This is a genomic window from Kitasatospora sp. NPDC058444, assembly GCF_042721415.1.
Lineage (GTDB): Bacteria > Actinomycetota > Actinomycetes > Streptomycetales > Streptomycetaceae > Kitasatospora.
In genome coordinates this window covers 12,128-32,408 of record NZ_JBHXLL010000054.1, presented here as the reverse complement: position 1 = coordinate 32,408, position 20,281 = coordinate 12,128, and the positions used below count along the sequence as shown (strand labels likewise).

Below are 20,281 nucleotides of genomic sequence, written 5' to 3'. Positions count from 1 at the left end.
TCCTGTGGGTGGGGGTTCGGTGTCGTCAGAGCCCGCGGGCCAGCAGGTCCGCGAGGACCAGCCGGCCGAAGGCCAGGTTGCCGTGGATGGCGTCGTCGGCCTCGCAGAACTCGGGGCGCTGGAAGCCGTCCGGTCCGGTGGTGCGGGCCCGGAGGTCGACGAGCTCGACGCCGAGCGCGTCGAGCGCGCCGCGGACTGATTCCTGCGCGGCCGTGAACACTTCCGGGTCGGACTGTTCCGGTACCCGCTGCGGCGGCAGCACGGCCAGCACCCGCAGGCCGAGGCGGAGGGCGTGGCGGTAGAAGGCCAGGGCGTCGCGGACGGTGGCGCGGACGATGGCGTCGAACAGCGGCCCGGTCAGGAAGCCGGGGGCGAACCCGCCGTGGCGATCGCGGTGGAGGTGCCAGTTCTCCCGGGTGGCGACGAAGTGCGAGCTGAGGCCGAAGGTGGACACCAGCGGGACGGCGAGGCTCCCGAGGCCGTCCACCTCCAGGTCGGCCAGGAAGCTCCGGTAGTGCGCGTCGGCCTCGGCCTTGTGGAACACCACGTCGTGCTCGCGCGGTGCGAAGAAGTCGTCGGTGAACTCGCGTCCGGCACCGATCGGGCCGCCCTGGAAGGGGATCCGGGCGGCCTTCGCGGCGCGTCCGATCGGGCCGGCGTGCGAGTCGCCGAGCAGCAGGAACCTAGCGGGGGCGGTAGTAGTCGAGGACGGCGTCGTCACAGGTGTCCACCCCCTTCGGCCCGTCGGCCGGCGTGCCGCTGCGGAGCGGTCGCGGGCCGGCCGTGGGCCGCGACAGCCCGGCCATGAAGTGGCGCATGACGAACTCGACGCCCTCGGAGGTCACTTCACGCAGGTTCGGCGCGTAGAACCGGCTCCGGAACGGGAGGCCGGTGATGAGCTCGTACGCCGGGAAGTAGTCGACGCCGTCGAGGTCCTGGGTCAGCTGCCCGGCCACCGTCCGCAGCAGCGACTTGGAGTAGGTGTTGGCGGTGAGCGCGTGGCCGCCGGTCGCGGTGGCGGTCAGCGGGTGCGGGGAGACGGTCAGCAGGACCCGCAGCCGCGGGTTGGCCTCGCGGGCCAGCGCCACGGCGTCCGTCAGGTCGCGGCGGACCTCGTCGAAGGTGAACTGGTGGAAGACGTGGCGGTCCGGGTCGAAGGTGCCCCGCACGGTGCCGGGGCAGGACGGGAGGACGGTGCCGGTCGCGCGGTCCCGCCACGCCTCGGTCAGCCCCAGGGTGAAGACCAGGCAGCCGGCGTCCGAGACGGCTTCGCGGATGGCGGCGAGGGTCGTTTCCCGGGCCGCCAGCATCTCCTCGGCCGAGGCGTGGCCGCCGGGTTCGACGGACGGGCGGCAGGGGTCGTGGTACCGGCCGTCCTCCAGCCAGGCCTCGGTGGGCGGGGTCGTGCGACCGAAGGCCCAGGAGAGCCACTGCCGGAGCACCGCGGCGGTGTAGATGTTCCCGGTGCGGAAGGAGAACACCCCGTAGTGGCGGGCCCGACGCTCCTCCTCGGTCAGCCCGGGCGGGGCCGGCTCCGCGTCGTACCAGTTCATGCCCCGCTCCAGCAGGGCGCGGCCGATGTGCGCGGCGAAGCAGGACCCTGCGGTGAGGACCGGCTCGTCCGGCCCGATCGCGAACGCGGGCGTCCACAGGTCGTCGATGGCGAGCGGGTCCGGCTCGGCCACGGCGGAGCGCCAGAAGGAGCGCGCCGGTAGTGCCTGGTAGGGGTTCACGGGGGTGGTCTCCGATGGTCGGACGGCGGCGGAGGTCGGACGGGGCGTCGGTGCGGGACGGCCGTGGGGATCGTGCGGACCGGGCGACGGGGGCGGCGTGGGATCACGTCCGGGGGCGGTCGGCGCACTCCCCGGGCGGGTCCTCGGACGCCGCGGCGATCGCCGCCGCCACCGCGTGCACATGGGGCGGGCGGACGATGCCGTAGTGCGTCGTGTCGAGCCGGTGCCAGGTGCTGGGTCCCGGGAGGTACGGGCGCCACAGCTCCCGCTGCCGCTCCGGTGACCCCGGCGAGGGCAGGCCCTCCACCGGCCGCTCGGCCAGCCACAGCCGGCTGGGCGTGGCGCTCAGCAGCGGCATCCGGTACTCGGCCATGCTCCGCAGGTTGGCCCGGCAGCACCGGACCAGGCGTTCGGCGTAGCCGTGGGCCTCGGGACCGGCCGGCTCGGACCCGCGCCGGCCGAGCTCGTGCGCGAACACCGCCTGGAGCTGGGTGTCGTCGTACTCCCGGAAGAGCGCGCCGGAGCCGGGCGGCGGCGGATCGATCAGGTGGACGCCGTGGACCGGCCGGCCCATCGCCTCCGCCTCCGCGGCCATCCCCATCACCGCCCAGGCGCCGAAGGACCAGCCGGCCAGGTGCAGCCGCCGGGTGCCGTCCGTGAAACACGCCCGCAGGGCCGCGGCGTAGCGGCGTGCCCGCTCGGCCAGCGTCCAGTCCGCGGTCCCGGGCCGTTCCAGCGCGGGATCGGCGATCAGGCAGACGGTCAGCCGGGGGCCCAGGGCCGACACCAGGGAGCGGTAGGCCTGGATGTCGCCGCCGACCGGGTGCACCAGACACAGCACGTCGGGTCCGGTGCCTTGCTGCCAGACCTCCGGGACCACGCCCTCCGCACCGGCGGCCGTGGCGGGTGTCGCCTCGGCCAGCCGGGTCAGGATCTCGGTGAGACAGACCCGGTGGCTGAACCGTGTCAGTTCCAGCTCCACCTCGAAGTGACGTTTCACCACGCCGATCAGGTCGAGCAGGGTCAGCGAGTCGACGCCCAGGTCGTAGAGCGGGGCGTCGGGATCGATGTGGTCGAGGTCCAGCCAGTCGCACAGCCAGTCGTGGAGCAGGACGGCCGCGCTCCCGCCCGCCGCGTCGGCGGGAACAGCGGTCCCAGTGGCCGGGGCGGTCCCGGTGGCCACGGCAGGAGCGGGCGGCACGAGAGCCCGGGCGCCGGGGGGCGCCGAGTAGAAGACGCGGGATTCGTGGAGGTCCGTGGTGGAGACCAGCACCTGCGGCAGCTGGAGTCCCATGGCCCGCGCGAACACCCGCTTGCCCTCGGCCACCGTCAGCCCGACCGACAGGTGCGCCCGGTGGCGGGCGTCGGCCCCCGGAGCGCGCAGCGCCATGCCGGTCTCGCTCCACACGTCCCAGTTCACGCCGAGCCGCACCGTGCTCTCGTCGACGCCGGAGCGGTACTGGGCGAAGCCGTCGAGCAGGCTGTTGGCGGCCGCGTAGTCGAACTGGCCGACGCCGCCGAGCTCCGCCGACATCGACGAGCAGTAGACCGCCACCGACGGCCGGTAGCGCTCGATGACCCGCTCGATCAGCAGGGCGCCGTGCAGCTTGGCGGCGGACGCACGCCCCATCGCCCCGGCGTCGCGCCGGGCGATCAGGCCGCCGCTCGCCACCCCGACGGCGTGGATCACTCCGTCGAGCCGGTCGGTTCGCCGGCCGATACGGGCCATGACCTCCTCGGGTGCCGACTCGGCGAGATCGGCCTCGACCAGCTCGACCCGGTCGGCCCAGGGCGTCAGCTCCTCCGGCAGCCGCGGGCTCCTGGCCAGCAGCAGGACCCGGGCGGCGCCGTTCTCCAGCAGCCAGGCGGCGATGCCGCGGCCGATCCCACCGGTGCCGCCCAGGACCAGGTGCACGCCCCGGTCGGGCAGGTCGACGGGGCCCGGACCGGCCGTGGTCACCGGCAGGGCGACCGGCTCCCACCAGTGGCCGCGGCGCAGGGCCAGCCGGCGTGGAAGGGCGGGCGCGTCCGCCGCGGCCGCGGCCTCGGCCAGCAGTGCCGCCAGCGGCGCGGCCCAGTGGGCGGGCTCCGCGTTGGGGAGGTCGACCCAGTGGCCCGCCTCGGCTCCCTCCTGGGGTGCCACCTCGACGGCACCCGCCAGCAGGCCCGCCTCCGGCCGCTCCACCGGGCCGTCCACCGGCCTCGCCCCGTACGACAGCCACCACGGCCTCAGCCGAAGCGCCCCATCGGCGTCGGCCAGGGCCCGCAGCAGTGCGGCCGGGGTGTCCAGACAGGCCCAGCGGGCCCGGTCCAGGCTGTCCCGGCCGACCGGGCCGCCGATGCCCAGCGGCAGCGCGTGCAGCCAGTCGATGCCGTCCTCGCCCGCACCCGTGCCCGCCAGCGCGTCGAGCAGCCGACCGAGCGAGGCGGGGTCGGCCGGGTCGACCTCGTAGCCGTCCTCGCCCCGCCGGACGAACGCCTCGCCGGCGCGGACCCGCACCACCCGGGCGTAGGCGGCCTCGAAGGCGCGGACGGCCTCCGGGGGCGCCGGCCCGTCCGTGAGCAGCACCAGCAGCCGGGAGGTGCGCGCACCGATCGCCGAGCCCGCCCGGCGCAGCCGGGCCCAGTGCGGCTGGTGCAGCCAGGCGTCCTCCGGCAGGCGCCGCGGAACCTCGGCGGCGGCCCGGCCGGCCGAGGGCGGGGCCAGGGCCGGGGCCGGGGCCGTCGTGGCGCGCGGGAAGTCGAACTCCGCCAGCTCGAAGGCGGGCGGCGGGAAGTCCCACGGGGCCTGGGCCGGACCGGCGGGCCAGTCGATCCGCTCGCCGGACAGCCAGGCCGCGGCCGCCTCCTCGGCGCTGAGGCCTTCGCTCGGGACCGGTGCCCCGGTACCGGCCTCCCCCGCTCCCGTATCCGTGATCCGGCCCGCGCCGCGCAGCCAGGCCACGGCGGCGGAGGCGTCGGGGCAGACCGCCGCCAGCCGCCGGCGACGAGCCGGACGGCCGGCCTGGAGGTGGCGCAGCACCTGGGGATAGGCGGCGGGCCGGGCCTCCAGGTAGTCCGCGATCCGGGCGGCGTCGGCGCGCAGACCCGCTTCGCTGCTGCTGGACAGCAGCAGGCAGGGCGACACGGCGATGTCGGGCGCCACTTCGCCACCCGTCGGGCCCGCGCCACCCGTCAGGCCCGCTCCGCCCGTCGTCCCCGGTGCCGACCGGTCGGCCTCCAGGACCGCGTGGGCGTTGGTGCCGCCGATCCCGAAGCTGCTCACCGCCGCGATCCGGTCCCGGTCGGCGGGCCAGGGCCGGGCCTCGGTGGGGACGTGGAACGGCGTGGGGTCGGCGCCGAGCTGCGGGTTGAGGGCGCGGAAGCCGGCGTTGGGCGGGATCACGCCGTGGTGGACGGCGAGCGCGGCCCGGACCAGCCCGACCACGCCGGCGGCCGCGCCCAGGTGGCCTATCTGGCTCTTGACCGAGGACAGCGCGCAGTGGCCGGACCGGTCCAGGTCGTAGGCCTGGCGCAGGGCGCCGACCTCGACCGGGTCGCCGAGCCGGGTGGCGGTGCCATGGGCCTCGACGTAGCCGATGTCGGCGCCGGTGCGGCCGCTGCGGCGCAGGGCGGCGCGGATCACCTCGCGTTGCCCGGCGAGCGAGGGGGCGCTGTAACCCAGCTTGTCGGAGCCGTCGTTGTTCAAGGCCGTGCCGGTGATCAGGGCGTAGACGGTGTCGCCGTCGCGCCGCGCCAGCCGCAGCGGCTTGAGCACCACCATGCCGACACCGCTCGCGCCTATGGTGCCGCTCGCGTCGTCGCTGAAGGGCCGGCAGCGGCCGTCCACGGAGAAGATGTGCTGCGGCTGGTAGCGGTATCCGCCGGTGAGGGTCGGGTCGACCAGGACTCCGCCCGCCAGCATCACCTCGGCATCGCCCTGGCGCAACATCCCGGCGGCGACGTGGACGGCCACCAGCGAACTGGCGCAGGCCGCCTGGGTGGTGAAGGCGGGGCCGGTCAGCCCCAGGTGGTAGGCCGCCTTGGTGGCGAGGAAGTCCTTGTCGTGGTGCAGCGCCAACTGGAAGCCGTCGGGCAGGCGTTCGGGATCGGCCTCGCGGAGCATGGACTGGAAGTAGGTGCTCTCACCGGCTCCGGCGACCAGGCCGACGCGGGCCCCCGACGGGTCGGCGATCCCGGCGTGTGCCAGTGCCTCGACGCAGCTCATCAGCAGGTGCCGCTGCTGGGGGTCCATCAGCCGGGCCTCCTGCCGGCTGATGCCGAAGTGGTCCGGGTCGAACTCCAGTGGGCCGTCCAACTGGCTGCGCGCCCCGACCAGGCCGTCGGCGGCGTCGAAGTGCTCGATGCCGGTGCCGCCCGTGGTGACCATCCGCCAGAACGCGGCGAGATCGGACGCGCCCGGCAGCCGTACCGCCATGCCGACGACCGCGATCGGCTCGTCCATCGCGATCGGCTCGCCCACCGCGATCGGGCCGGAGGCAGCAGCCGTGGTGGCGGTAGGTCGGTCCCGGTCCTCCGTGGCCGTCGCCGACCGGTCCAGGAAGCCGGCCAGCGCCCGTACGGTGACGTGCTCGAACAGGTCGGCGACGGTGAAGCGCAGGCCCGCTTCGGTGGTGCAGCGGAGCTGGAAGCGCATCAGACCCAGGCTGGAGGCTCCGGCCTCGAAGAAGGTCTGCCCCGGGTCGATCACCAGGCCGGTGACCTCCTCGAACACCTCGGTCAGCAGGGCCTCGCGCGCCGACAGGCCGGTGCGCGAAGCCGTCAGCCGGCGCAGGTCCCGCCCGGCGGAGCGCAGCGCGCGCCGGCGGTCCAGCTTGCCGCTGGGGGTCCTGGGCAGCTCCGCCACCACCCGGAAGCGGGCGATCCGGACGTGGCCGGGCAGCAGCGGCGTCAGGTGCGCGGTGAACTCCTCGGCCGTGGGCGCCTCCCCGCGGCACTGGAGGCAGGCCACCAGTTCCTCGCCGTCGCGGACCACCACGGCGTTGACGACCTCCGGGTGCCGCAGCAGGGCCGCCTCGACCTGGCCCAGTTCCAGCCGGTGTCCGCTGAGCTTGATCTGGTCGTCGTCCCGGCCCAGGAAGTGCAGCCGGCCCTGCCGGTCGAAGCGGGCCCGGTCGCCGCTGCGGTAGCACAGGCCGAGGCCGGGCAGCTCGACGAAGCGCGCGTCGTTGAGCGCCTGGTCCCCCAGGTAGCAGCGCGCCACCATCGGGCCGCCGATCAGCAGGGTGCCGGCGCGGCCGGGGGGAACGGCCTCGTCGGCCTCGTCGACCACCGTGAGCACCGCGTTGGCCACCGGCCGGCCGATGGCGGGGCGCTCCGGCCAGCCGGACGGGTCGCCGTCCAGGCAGAGGCTGCTCACCACGTGCGTCTCGGTCGGGCCGTAGTGGTTGAACAGCCGGGCGCCCGGCAGGCCCGCGAACCAGCGGCGGATCGCCTCGGTGCACACCAGCTGCTCGCCGGCGGTGACCACCTCCCGCAGCCGCGAGGGGTAGCGGCCCAGGTGGACGGCGTGCTCGGCGAGGAGCTGGAGGGCCACGTACGGCATGAAGACGCGCTCCACCCCGGCCGTCTCCAGCTGCTCCAGCAGCGCGGGGGCGTCCTGCCGCCAGCCGGGCCGGACCAGGTGCAGGCAGCCGCCGGCGCAGAGCGTCCCGAAGACCTCCTGGAAGGACACGTCGAAGGAGAGCATGGAGAACTGCTGGGTGACCACCGGGCCCGCCAGTCCCCCCGACTCCGCCTGCCACTGCAGCAGGTTGCCCAGGGTGCGGTCGGAGACCTGCACGCCCTTGGGGACGCCGGTGGAGCCCGAGGTGAACAGGGTGTAGAGCGGGCGGGCGCCGCTGTGCGCCGGGGCGGCGGCGAGTGCGGTCTCCGGAACGGCGGGTGACAGCACCACCGGGTGGCGCGCGAGGCGGCCCGGGTCGACGGCGTCGAACTCCGGGTCACCGGCCGGGGGCAGCAGCACGCACAGCGGCTCCACCTGGTCCAGCACCTGTCGGCGCAGGGCCGGCGGATAGGACGGGTCGAGCGGCACGATGGTCACGTTGAGCCGGGCCAGCGCCAGCAGCGCCACCACGTGCTCGACCGACGGCCCCAGGTGCAGCGCGACGCAGCAGGAATCGGCCTCCCCCTCCGGCAGCCGGTGGCGGGCCCGCAGCTCGGCGGCGAGCGCGGCAGCGCGGGCGTCGAGCTCGGCGTAGCTCACCGTCCGGCCGTCGGACACCAGGGCCGGTGCGTCGGGTGTGCGGGCGACCTGCCGGGCGAAGCCCTCGGCCACCGTCGTCCAGGTCGGCGCCGTCGGGGCACCGCGACCGGGGTGCGGCAGTCCGCGACGGTACGGTGCCACGAGCTCGGCCGGGGTCGCCGTCCCGCCCTCGGCGAGCAGGTCCAGCCCCCGCCGGAACAGGCCCGCCATGGCCGCGACCTCGTCGGCGTCGAAGCGGTCCTCGGCGTACTCCCACAGGAAGTCGAGACCGCCCTCGTGCTCGACCACGGACAGCGTCATCGGGCACTTGGCCTCGGCCGGGGCCCACCACAGCGGGCGGGCGGCGCAGCCGGGCAGGGCCAGCGCACCGAAGTCGGTGTTCTCCAGGACGAACAGGTAGTCGAACGGGGAGTGGCCGCCGGCCGGCTCCCGATCGGCCAGGACGTCGGCCAGCGCCACGTCCTGGCGCTCCAGCACCTGCCGCGCTGCGGCGCTCAGGCGCAGCAGCTGGCCGCGCAGGTCCTCGCGGGGCGCGACGGCCTGCGGCAGCAGCACGGTGTTGGCGAACATGCCGACGCTGCCCTCGAACTCCTGGACCGGCCGGTTGGCCACCGGCGCGGCGATCCGCGGCCTGGTCCCGCCGGTCACCCCGTAGAGGCTCCAGGCGAAGACGCCGAGCAGCAACTCGAAGCGGGTCATGCCCAGTTCGGCGCAGATCCGGTCCACGGCGGCGCGCCGCACGACGTCCAGCGAGGTGTGCAGCAGGCGGGCCGCCGGGAAGGGCCGGGCACCGGTCGGGGCACCGGCGGGACCGACGGCCGGACCGACGGCCGGGTCGCCGGGGTCGTGGTCCACCGCCTCGTCCGACCGCTCGTAGTGGGCCCGCAGTTCGGCGCGCTGGGCCAGGTAGGCGGGGCTGGCGAACCAGTCGCTCTGCCAGGCGGCGTAGTCCAGCGGGGTGGGCACGGGGGCGGTGTCGGCCCGCCGCGCGGCCTCGACGGCGGCGCCGTTGGGGGCGGCACCGTTGGCGGCGCCGTCGTGCGCCTGCCGGTAGCCGGAGGACAGGTCCGCCAGCAGGACGTTGAGCGACCAGCCGTCGACGGCGATGTGGTGCAGATGGAGCAGCAGCACCCCTCCGCCGTCCTGCGGCAGCCAGCGGGCGCGCAGCATCCGGGGGCGTGCCAGGTCGAACGGCGCGGCGAAGAAACGTTCCGCCTCAGCGCGCGCACCTTCCTCGCCGTCGTTCTCCGTCCCCACCGCCTCCGGGCCGGGCTCGGTCCACGGGTCGTACGGGTCCCCGACCAGCTGGCGCAGCCCCTCGGGCACGGCCTCGAAGGCGGTGCGCAGGGCCGCGTGGCGCCGCACCAGGTCCCGCAGCGAAGCACGCAACGCGTCGGTGTCGACGGCGCCGTCCAGCCGGAAGGCCAGCTCCACCGCGTAGGCCCGGGAGCGCGGCGCCCGCTGCTGCAGCAGCCACAGGCGCTGCTGCTCGCTGGTGGCGGCCGCCGAACGTGCCCGGGTCGGCGCGGGCGGGACCGGGTAGGGCGAGTCGGCGGCGGATCCGGCCTCCGCCACGGCCCGGGCGATCCCGGCCACGTCCCCGGTCAGCACCCGGGCCTGGGGCAGTTCGCAGCCCCAGCGCCGACGCACCTCGAAGCGCAGCCGCAGCGCCTTGAGCGAGTCCCCGCCGGAGGCGATCCAGCGGTCGTCCAGCCGCAGGTCCGGCACCCCGAGCACCTCGGCCGCCAGGGCGAGTACCTCACGCTGCCGCGCGGTGGTGGCCTCGGCGCCCGGACGGTCGCCGCCCTCCGCCCGGCGCCAGGGCGGGTCGTCGCGGCGCAGCAGGGCGGCCTGGTCGACCTTGCCGTTGGCGTTCAGCGGCAGCGCGTCCACGCGGTGGATGTGGTGGGGCCGCATGTAGCCCGGCAGCCCGGCGGCCAGATGGCGGTCGAACTCCTCGAACGGGACGTCCTCCCCGAGCACGACGTACGCCAGCAGCTCGTTCGGGCCGTGCTCCCCGGCCCGGCGGGTGCACACGTACGCCTGCCGCACCGCCGGGTGCGCGACGATCTGCCGCTCCAGCTCGCCGGGTTCGATCCGGAAGCCCCGGACCTTCACCTGGCGGTCTGCGCGTCCGACGTACTCGATCAGGCCGTCGGCGTCGGCGCGCACCAGGTCGCCGGTGCGGTAGTGCGTCGTGCGGCCGTCGTCGTACCAGGGCAGCCGGACGAACCGGCGCTGCGTCTCCTCGGGCAGGTTGCGGTAGCCGGCCGCGAGACCGGCACCGGACAGGTGGAGCTCGGCCACCTCCCCGGGCGCCGCGGCCCGGCCGCCGTCCGGGACCACCAGCACGGCCCCGGTCTGCGGCAGCACCCGCCCGATCGGGACCAGGTCCCCGGCGAAGTCGCGCGGGATCGGGTGGCACAGCGCGAAGGTGGTGGCCTCGGTGGGGCCGTAGACGTTGTGCAGCCGGGTCGGGGCGCCCGCGTTGTACCGGTACCAGCGGCGGATCAGCCGGGCGTTGAGCTGCTCGCCGCCGACCAGCAGCTGTCGGACCCCGGCGAAGCAGGACGGCTCCGTGTCCACCACCGCGTTGAACAGGGCCACCGTGACGAAGGCCGTGTCGATGCGCTCCCGCAGCAGCGCGGCGGCCAGCCGGTGCGGGGTCTGGACGTCCTCGTCACCGAGGACGACGCAGCAGCCGCCGGTCAGCAGCGGCACCCAGACCTCGAAGCTGAGGGCGTCGAAGGCCGGATTGGACAGGCAGGAGTAGCGGGCTCCCTCCTCGACGCGGATGTACCCCGGGCTCGCCAGCCGCAGGATGCCGGCGTCCCGCACCTCGACGCCCTTGGGGCGGCCCGTCGTGCCCGAGGTGTAGAAGAGGAAGGAGACCGGTGCCCCGGTGAAGACCGCCTCCGGATCGCCCGGGCCGGCCGCGAGCAGCGCCGCCGCCTCCAGCGGGCGGACGTGCCCCGGCAGGTCGTCAGGTGCCGTACCGCCGTGGACCAGTGCCACGCCGGCCGAGTCCGTCAGGATGTGGCGCCGGCGTTCCGGCGGGCTCTGCGCGTCCAGCGGGACGACCAGGGCGCCGAGCCGCAGGACGCCCAGCATGACGCAGACCAGCTGCCAGGAGCGCGGCAGGCAGACCGCCACCGCCTGACCGGGGCGGACGCCGGACCGGCGCAGCCCGTGGGCCACCGCCGCGGCGGCGGTGTCCAGGGCGGCGTAGTCCAGCCGGACGTCACCGTCGACCAGCGCGACGGCACGGGGGGTGCGCAGGGCCTGCTCGTGCACGGCCCGGGCGAGGCCGGCGGCCGCGCGCGTGCCGGGGGCGGCGCTCTCGGCACGCATCAGGCCTCCCCGGCGGAGGCGGCGGAAGCGGCGGAAGCGGCAGAGGCGGCGGAGGCGGCGGAGGCGGCGGAGGCGGCGGACTGTTGTCCGGGTACGGGCGCCACCGGCGCCGGCGGCGGGGAGGCCGGGAACCGGTCCAGTTCGGCCGCGATCAGCTCCGCGATCCGGGGCACCGCCGCGCTCTCCAGCAGGTCCCAGTGGCCACCGGCGACCGGCTCGACCAGCAGGCCGCCGCCGGCGCGCCGCTGCCAGAACGCGCGCACCTCCCGCGCCTGCCGCTCCTCCTGCTCCCTCTGGTCCCTCGGCCCGTCCCCAGTGCCGTCCCCGGCGGCTTCGACCAGTACCAGCCGGGCCGGAGAGGCCGGCGCCCGGTAGTCGCGGGCGGTCATCCGGTTGTGGTTGTAGATGCGGAAGTACCGGTCGATCTGCTCGTCCTCGATCCCCGGGTACATCCCGTTGAACCTGACGAGCTTGTCGCGGAACTCGGCCATCGGCACCGGCTCGATCGAGGCGAGCTGCTCCGCGTCCTCGGTTCCGTGGGTGTCGAGCAGCACCACGCTGAGCCGGGTGTGCCCGGCCAGGGCCAGTCGGCGCCCCATCTCGTGGGCGACCAGGCCGCCGTAGGAGAGCCCGCACAGCACCAGCGTCTCCTCCGGCCGGGGGTCGACCAGCGCCAGGTAGTGCTCCGCCATGGCCTCGACCGTGGGCAGCGGTGTCTCCCCGGCGTTGAGCCCGGGCGACTGCACCCCGAGGACGCCGACCCGCTCGGGCAGCGCCGCGGCCAGCGACAGGTAGCAGAAGGCGGTCCCGCCCGCCGGGTGGACGCAGACCACCCGCTGCCGCCCGTCCCCCGCGCGGAACTCGACCAGGTTGCCGTCCGGCCCGCCCGACGCCCCCGCCCGGAGCCGTTCGGCCAGGGCCTCGATGGTCGGGTTCTGCACGAGGTCGCGGATCGGCAGGGTCTCGCCGAACTCCTCGCGGACGGCCACGGCCACCTTGATGGCGGATATCGAGGTACCGCCCAGGTCGAAGAAGTTGTCGGATATCCCGATGCCGGGGTGGAGCAGCACCCGCCGCCAGATGGTGTGCAGGGCCATCTCCACGTGGTCCCGCGGGCTCGCCGTGTTGACCTGCGTGCGGGTCGCGGCGCGGGCCGCGTCCAGCAGTGCGGCGCGGTCCAGCTTGCCGCTGCGGTTGAGCGGCAGGTGCGGCAGTTCCACGAAGAGCGCGGGGATCATGTAGTCCGGCAGCCGCCGTGTCAGGGCGGCGCGCCACTCGTGCGCCGGGCGCGGCTGCGCGTCGCCCCGGCCCAGGCCCGCCACCAGGCGCAGTTCGCCCGTGGCGTCGCGGTCGGCCAGCACCGCCGCCTCCCGCACGCCGGGCAGGGCCAGCAGCGCGGCCTCGACCTCCCCCGGCTCGATCCGGAAGCCGCGCAGCTTGACCTGGTCGTCGCCGCGGCCGAGGTACTGGGCGTTGCCGTCCGGAAGCCAGCGGGCCAGGTCCCCGGTGCGGTAGAGGCGTTCGCCGGGCAGGAAGGGGTCCTCGACGAAGCGCTCGGCGGTCAGGTCCGGACGGTGCAGGTAGCCCCGGGCCAGGCTCGCCCCGCCGAGGTAGACCTCGCCGGTCACCCCGGTCGGCACCGGCCGCAGCCGACCGTCGAGCAGGTAGAGGCGGGTGTGGTCCAGCGGGCGGCCGATCGGGCACGGCCGGTCCAGCGGCCGCGGGTCGGTGTAGGCGGTGCTGTACAGGGTGGCCTCGGTGGGCCCGTAGCCGTAGCAGACGCGCAGGCCGGGCAGCGCCCGCTCGACGCGGTACAGCGTGTTCTCCGGGACGGGCTCCACCCCGGTCAGCAGCTGACGGAGCACCAGCCCGTCCAGGCGCGCCTGCGGGTCCTCGCCGATCCACTTGACGTAGGACGGCGGCAGGAAGGCCTGGACGACGCGGTGCTCGCGCATCCAGCCCAGCAGTTCCTCCGGGTCGCCGCGCAGCTCGTCGGGGACCAGGTGCAGCACGGCGCCGGTGGTGAGCGGCAGCAGCAGCTCGTGGATCGAGGCGTCGAATCCGATGCTCGACCAGGCGGAGGCCGCCTCGCCCGGGGTCGTGCCGAAGCGCGCCTGCCAGGTGTCGAAGAGGTTGAGGACGCTGCCGTGGGTCACCGCCACGCCCTTGGGACGGCCGGTGGAGCCGGAGGTGTGGATGACGTAGGCGAGCCGCGACGGCCCGACGGTGATCCCCGGCGCGTCCTCGCGCTGCGCCTCGGCCGCGACCGCCCGCACCGACTGCCAGCCCGGGGGCGGGACCTCGGCGTCGCTGAGCACCAGGGCCGGTGCCGCGCTCTCGACCATCGCGGCCAGCCGCTCGACCGGCTGCCCCGGGTCCAGCGGCAGGTAGGCGGCGCCCGCCTTGAGGATGCCGAGGAGGCCCACCACCAGCTCGGTCGAGCGCCCGCAGTGCAGGCCGACCACCTGGTCCGGGCCGACGCCGCGGGCGATCAGCGCGTGTGCCAGCCGGTTGGCGCGGCGGTCGAGCTCGGCGTAGTCGAGCCGCTCCCCCTCCCGCACCAGGGCCGGGTCGGCGGGGCGGGTGCGGACCTGGGCCTGGAAGCGCTCGACCAGCCCCGCCGGCTCGTCGGCGCGAACGTCGCGGTGGGTCTCGTCGGCGCGAACGTCCCCGCGGGTACGGTCGGCGCCGCTCCAGTCCGACAGCACCCGGCGCCGCTCCTCCTCGTCCATCAGCTCCAGCTCGTCCACGCCCAGGTCGGGCCGGTCGACCAGCTGGGTCAGCACCCGGCGCAGGTAGCCCGCGTAGCGCTCCGCCGTCGAGTGGTCGAACAGCGCGACGGCGTAGTCCAGATGGCCCACCACCCGGCCGTCGTCCTCCTCCGCCAGCGACAGGGCCAGGTCGAACTTGGCTCCGGCGTAGGGGATGCCGAGCGGCTCGACGGCGATCCCGGGCAGCTCCAGCAGGCCGTTCCGGGAGGGCTGCCAGGCGAGCATGGTCTGGAACAGCGGTGTGTGGGCGGTGCTGCGCGGCGGATTGACCAGCTCCACCACCTGCTCGAACGGCAGGTCCTGGTGGTTCAGGGCGGCCCGCAGCGTACCGCGCACCTGCTTCAGCACGGCCGAGCCGGTCGGCGAGTCCGCCAGGTCGACCCGCACCGCGAGGGAGTTGACGAAGAATCCGATCAGCTCGGAGAAGGCGCCGCGGCGGCGGTTCGACGCCGGTACGCCGACGACGATGTCGGTCTGTCCCGTCAGCCGCGACAGCACCACGGACCAGCCGGCCAGGACGGCCGTGAACAGGGTTCCGCCCTGCTGCCGCGCGAGCGACTTGAGGGCGGTGCCGAGTTCCCGGTCGATGGAGACCGGCACCCGGCCGCCGCGGTGGTCCTGTTCCGGCGGACGGGGGCGGTCGGTGGGCAGTTCGAGCAGGGACGGCACGCCGGCGAGGGCTTCCCTCCAGTGCGCGGCCTGCGCCGCCGGTTCGTCCCCGGCCGCCCACTCCCGCTGCCGGCGGCTGTAGTCGGCGTACTGCAGGGGCAGCGGCGGCAGCGGGGAGTCCGAGCCGTCACGGAACGCCGCGTACAGCGCCCCGAGTTCACGCAGCATCACCTCCATCGACCAGCCGTCGAAGACCGCGTGGTGCAGGGTCAGCAGCAGTACGTGGTGCCGCTCGGCCAGGACGATCAGGCGGCCGCGCGCCAGCGGGCCGCGGCCCAGGTCGAAGGGCGTGTCGGCCTCCGCGCGCTGCCGGGCGGCGACGCGCGCCGCGGCGTCCGGGAGCCCGGTCAGGTCGTCCGTCGCGAGGGTGTAGCCGGAGTCGGGCGGACCGATCAGCTGGCGGACACCGCCCGCGGTGGCGACCAGCCGGGTGCGCAGGGCCTCGTGCCGGGAGACCAGTTCGTCGAGCGCGCGGGCGAGCACCGCCCGGTCCAGCGTTCCGCGCAGGGTGAAGGCCAGGGTCTCGTTGTACGCGGCCCCGTCGGCACCGTCGGCACCGTCCAGCTGTGACAGCACCCAGAGCCGCTGCTGTCCCGGCGTCGGCTCCGGAAGCCCGGCCCAGACCGCCTCCGGGAGCTCGGCCCCGACCGCCTCCGGGGTCTGGGCCTCCGGGGTCCCGGCCTCCCGCGCGGGGGGCGCATCCGCCTGGCCGGTGGTGGTGGAGCGGGTCTCGTGCGTCTCCGACAAGGCCAGACCTTTCCTGAGGGCGGGTCATCGCAGGGGTCGACGGCGCTGTGGCGGTGCGGTGAGGGCAGCGGCCGACGACCCCGGTGCTTCGGGGCCGGATCGCCTGGATCGGCACCCCGATCGGATCGCTTCGACCGCGCGCGGACCTTCACAGGTGACGGGCAGCCAGAATCCTTTTGGGGCATGGGCGAACCAGGGCAGCACACGGGGTGCCGGTGAAGCCGACGATGACGACGTGCAGTGGATCAACGCCTACGAAGGCATAGTTAAGATGACTAATTCAGCCGGGGCAAGAGCCTGGATCTTCTTCCCCCGTCCATCCGTTCGCCTCCGGACCGCGCGCCGGCCGTCACCCGGGCAGGTCGGCGAGGCGGTGGAACCGCACGGTCCCGTGGGGACCGGAGCGGCCCGCCGCCTCGCCGACGGCCTCGGCAAAACGGGTGATCAACCGATCACCCGACACGTTCTCAGACGCTCGGCTTGCCGGTGAGCAGCGCCGTGATCTCCTCGGCGAGGTGCGGGCCGAGCTCGCCCCAGCCGTCCTTGTAGCCGTACACACCGGCCAGGGTGCGGGCCTCGTAGTCGCCGTTCATGATCTCGAAGTCGTCGGCCGTGATGAGCCCCGGGTGGGCGACGCCGACGGCCGACGAGACCTTCATCAGCTCCCTGCGCAGGGTGCGCAGGTAGGCGGCGGCCCGGTCGGCCTTCGACGCCGGGTCGACGCCGCGGGCCAGCCACGGGTTCTGGGTGGCGATGCCGGTGGGGCACTTGTCGGTGTGGCACTTCTGCGCCTGGATGCAGCCGATCGACAGCATCGCCTCACGGGCCACGTTGATCATGTCGACGCCCAGGGCGAAGGCGACGGCGGCGTTCTCGGGCAGGCCGAGCTTGCCGGAGCCGATGAAGGTCAGGTCGTCGGTCAGCCCCAGCTCGGCGAAGGTGCCGTAGACCCGGGAGAAGCCCATCCGGAACGGCAGCGACACCGAGTCGGCGAACATCCGCGGCGCCGCCCCCGTGCCGCCCTCCCCGCCGTCGATCGTCACGAAGTCGACCCCGCGGTCACCGCGCGCCATCAGCGTGGCCAGCTCCTGCCAGAAGCCCGCCTCCCCCACCGCGCTCTTGACCCCGACCGGCAGCCCGGTCTCGGTGGCCAGCAGCTCGACGAAGTCGAGCATCGAGTCGACGTCGCCGAACGCGGTGTGCCGCGACGGGGAGGCGCAGTCCACGCCGACCGGGATGCCGCGGATCGCGGCGATCTCGGGCGTCACCTTCGCACCCGGCAGCATCCCGCCCAGCCCCGGCTTGGCGCCCTGGGAGAGCTTGATCTCTATCGCCTTGACCGGCGCGCCGGCGACCACCTCCTTGAGCTTGTCGAGGTTGAAGCTGCCGTCCGCGTTGCGGCAGCCGAAGTACGCGGTGCCGAGCTGGAGGACGAGGTCACCGCCGTTGCGGTGGTACGGCGAGAGGCCACCCTCGCCGGTGTTGTGCATCGTGCCCGCCAGCGCCGCCCCCTTGTTGAGCGCCGTGACGGCCGCGCCGGAGAGCGAGCCGAAGCTCATCGCCGAGATGTTCACCACGCTCGCCGGCCGGAACGCCTTGGCGCGCCCGCGGGGACCGCCCAGCACCTTGGCCGAGGGCAGCGCGGCCTGCGGGTCGTGGGCGTCGGGCAGCGGGCCGGCGAACGTGCGCTGCTTCAGGTAGGCGTGCCCCTGCACGTGCTCGACGTCGACCTCCGTCCCGAACCCGAAGTAGTTGTTCTCCTCCTTCGCCGAGGCGTAGATCCACGAACGCTGGTCACGGCTGAACGGGCGCTCCTCCTCGTTGGAGGTCACGATGTACTGCCGCAGCTCGGGCCCGATCCTCTCCAGCAGGTACCGGGCGTGCCCGACCACCGGGAAGTTCCGGAGCAGCGCGTGCCGCTTCTGCACGAGGTCGCGGGCCGCCAGGACGGCCACCGCTGTGGCGGCGGCCGCGCCGATCTTCCGGGCTTGCATGAACGTTCCTCCTCGGTGAACGGCTCCGTCGCCGGGCGGTGGGGCCGTCGTGTCGTACGGGGTGCGGGATGGCGCGCTGGACGGCGGGGACGCCGCCGGACGGGCAGCGGCTCCGTCGAGGAACGCCAAACGATGGTAAGAGGGCACCCGGACGGCCCCGCGCCCAGGGCCCGGGTGCCGCCGTACGCCTGGCGTTCGGGTGGCCAGCAGACGTCGTTCACCCTGAGTGCACGCCATTTCCACGTTGTGTCATCAGAGTTCGGCCTCGTGACTACCTCCTCACACTCGCGCGCCGGCGTCGCCTCCGTATGCGCCGCCGCACTGACGCTCTCAGGACTGGTCGCCACCGGGCTGCTCGCCGCGCAGCCCGCGGCCGCCGCGGACCCGGCCGGCTACCAGAACATCCGGATCAACGAGGTCACCTCGTCGAACAACGACACGGTGGAGCTGTACAACACCGGCTCGACCGCAGTGAGCATCAGCGGCTGGAAGATGTCCGACGACGCCTTCTCCCCGCAGGCCTTCAGCCCGTCCTCCACCACCATCCCGGCCGGCGGCTTCGTCACCTTCAACTCACCCAAGGGGCTCGGTGACTCCGACAAGCTGGTGATCTACACCTCCGACGGCACCGTCGTCGACCGCGTCGAGTGGGCCACCGGCGGGGCCAAGCCCGCGATGGCGCGCTGCGGCGGAGACGGCACCGGGGCGTGGGTGACCACCACCACCGCCACCACCTTCGGCGCCGCCAACGCCTCCGGCTGCCCGTCCTCGACACCGGCCGCGAGCCGGGTCCGCATCAACGAGGTCACCTCGAACGGCGCGGACACCGTGGAGCTGTACAACGGCGGAACCAGCGCCGTCAGCATCGCGTCGTGGAAGTACGTCGACGCCGACACCACCCACACCCCGGTCCCGATCTCGTCCTCCTCGCCCAGCGCGACCAGCATCCCCGCGGGCGGCTACGTCACCTTCGACTCCACCCTCGGACTGGGCGACAACGACGCGGTCTTCCTCCTCGACGGCAACGGCACCACCGTCGACTCGGTGACCTGGGCCACCGACGGCGCCAAGCCCTCCGACGAACGCTGCGCCAACGGCACCGGCTGGTTCCGGACCTCCACCACCGCGACCCCCGGCAGCGCGAACTCCTGCTCCGGCACCGGCGGTGGCGGCCAGACCGGCCGACTGCTCGGCGGCGGCGGCGCCCTCACCAGCGGCTGCGCACCCGAGGCACCCAGCGGCACCGGCTCCACCCCGGCCGGCACCCTGGCCTGGCCCGGCGGGCTGGACGTCACCATCGCCGACAACGTCTGCGCCTTCACCACCTCCACCGGCCCCGAAGGCCGCGACCTCAGCGGCCTCGCCTTCGACCCGGCAAACCCGTCGGTGCTGTGGGCGGCCAAGAACAAGAACTGGCTGTACAAGCTGGTCAAGAGCAACGGCAAGTGGATCCCCGACCCGTCCTGGAGCGCCACCGGCAAGCAGATCCGCTTCGCCGGCGGCACCGGCCAACCCGACTCCGAAGGGCTGACCGTCGGCGGCAACGGCCACGTCTACGTGACCTCCGAGCGCGACAACACCAACAACACCGCCCCCAAGGACACCATCATGGAGTTCGACCCGGCGGCGACCGGATCGACCCTCACCCCGATCCACCAGTGGGACATGACCTCGCAGTTCCCCCAGCTCGACACCGGCAGCAAGGACGACGCCAACCTGGGCTTCGAGGGCGTCGGCTACGTCCCCGACACCTGGCTCACCGCCAACGGCTGGACCGACCCGCTCACCGGCGCCCCCTACAACCCGGCGAACTACCCGCTGCACGGCGCGGGCCTGTACTTCGCCGGCCTGGAGTGGGACGGCACCCTCCACGTCTACGGCCTCAACTCCGACGGCAGCTTCACCACCTTCGGCACCATCGCCACCGGCAAGGCCTCCGTGATGGACGTGACCTTCGACGCCGGAACCCAGCGCATCATCGCCACCTGCGACAACACCTGCGGCGAGACCCACACCCTCCTGAAGGTCAACGCCGCCGGCGCCATCGTCCCGGACGTGACCTACGGCAACCCGGCCGTCATGCCCGTCGACAACCTGGAGGGCTTCGCCCTCGCCCCGGCGTCGACCTGCCTCAACGGCTTCCGCGAAGCCGTCTGGAGCGACGACGGCATCTACGGGTTCGGCTCGGGTACGTCGTCGTACGGGCACTCGCTGTACAGCGGGACGTTCCCGTGCTGATCGCTTGAGCACTCCACCGGTCGGAGGCGGCTCCCTGCGGGGCCGCCTCCGACCGGCGAACTCGCTCGGCCAGTCACCGAGCTGACGGCGGCGCAGCTCCCCATCTGGCTGCACGCCCTCCGGGCTGATCACGACGTGGAAGTCCGCTGCGAGGCGGTAGGCGTGTGCCTGTTGCAAGCCCTCAAGGGCTGATCACGGCACCCTCGCCGATCACGAGCGGCGCCTGGTCGAGGCGTTGCAAGCCCTGCAGGGCTGATCACGACTACCCCGAGCACGGAGCAGGCCCTGGCGAGGGGGGCGTTGCAAGCCCTCCAGGGCTGATCACGACGCCAACTGGCAGCAGATCCTCTCCTCGCGCAACGCGTTGCAAGCCCTCCAGGGCTGATCACGACCGGACGAGGGCGTCCCGTACGCGGCGCGCATCGCCCGTTGCAAGCCCTCCAGGGCTGATCACGACTGGTCCGCGCCCAGCACCGGCAGCGCCGTGTCGTAGAGTTGCAAGCCCTCCAGGGCTGATCACGACGCGCCGTGCAGCGGGATGCGGCGCAGGGCGTCCGAGAGTTGCAAGCCCTC

Annotated in this window: 6 protein-coding genes and 1 CRISPR repeat array (1 of these 7 only partly in view); of the genes, 1 reads left to right on the top strand and 5 read right to left on the bottom strand. The window is 74.4% G+C overall.

Features of this window, described 5'->3' with window-relative positions; translation table 11 throughout:
• Positions 1–25: 25 nt before the first annotated feature.
• The 5 genes from ACFWP2_RS35220 to ACFWP2_RS35200 form a co-directional block, all read right to left on the bottom strand.
• Complete coding sequence (locus ACFWP2_RS35220; protein WP_380459327.1) at positions 26–721, bottom strand: hypothetical protein; 696 nt, start codon at positions 719–721, stop codon at positions 26–28.
• Positions 684–1,733 (bottom strand): GSCFA domain-containing protein, encoded by a 1,050-nt coding sequence (locus ACFWP2_RS35215; protein ID WP_380459325.1) that lies wholly within the window; start codon positions 1,731–1,733, stop codon positions 684–686. The genes ACFWP2_RS35220 and ACFWP2_RS35215 overlap by 38 nt, the downstream gene beginning before the upstream one ends.
• Before the next feature lie 103 nt (positions 1,734–1,836).
• Positions 1,837–11,289 (bottom strand): amino acid adenylation domain-containing protein, encoded by a 9,453-nt coding sequence (locus ACFWP2_RS35210; protein ID WP_380459322.1) that lies wholly within the window; start codon positions 11,287–11,289, stop codon positions 1,837–1,839.
• Positions 11,289–15,476, bottom strand: a complete 4,188-nt coding sequence (locus ACFWP2_RS35205; RefSeq protein ID WP_380459319.1) for an amino acid adenylation domain-containing protein — start codon at positions 15,474–15,476, stop codon at positions 11,289–11,291. Before ACFWP2_RS35205 ends, ACFWP2_RS35210 begins: the two co-directional genes overlap by 1 nt.
• 467 nt (positions 15,477–15,943) lie before the next feature.
• Positions 15,944–17,470, bottom strand: a complete 1,527-nt coding sequence (locus ACFWP2_RS35200) for an FMN-binding glutamate synthase family protein (RefSeq protein ID WP_380459316.1) — start codon at positions 17,468–17,470, stop codon at positions 15,944–15,946.
• Positions 17,471–17,737: 267 nt separating this feature from the next.
• On the opposite strand from ACFWP2_RS35200, the gene ACFWP2_RS35195 reads away from it, so the two are divergent.
• Positions 17,738–19,708, top strand: a complete 1,971-nt coding sequence (locus ACFWP2_RS35195) for a lamin tail domain-containing protein (RefSeq protein WP_380459313.1) — start codon at positions 17,738–17,740, stop codon at positions 19,706–19,708.
• 106 nt (positions 19,709–19,814) lie between these two features.
• A CRISPR array of direct repeats spans positions 19,815–20,281; the repeat unit is 29 nt; unit sequence GTTGCAAGCCCTCCAGGGCTGATCACGAC; it runs 411 nt beyond the window's last position.

Coding starts and splice junctions, on each gene's coding strand:
- ACFWP2_RS35210 (WP_380459322.1), bottom strand. CDS start 11,289: ATGCGTGCCGAGAGCGCCGCCCCCGGCACGCGCGCGGCCGCCGGCCTC.
- ACFWP2_RS35200 (WP_380459316.1), bottom strand. CDS start 17,470: ATGCAAGCCCGGAAGATCGGCGCGGCCGCCGCCACAGCGGTGGCCGTC.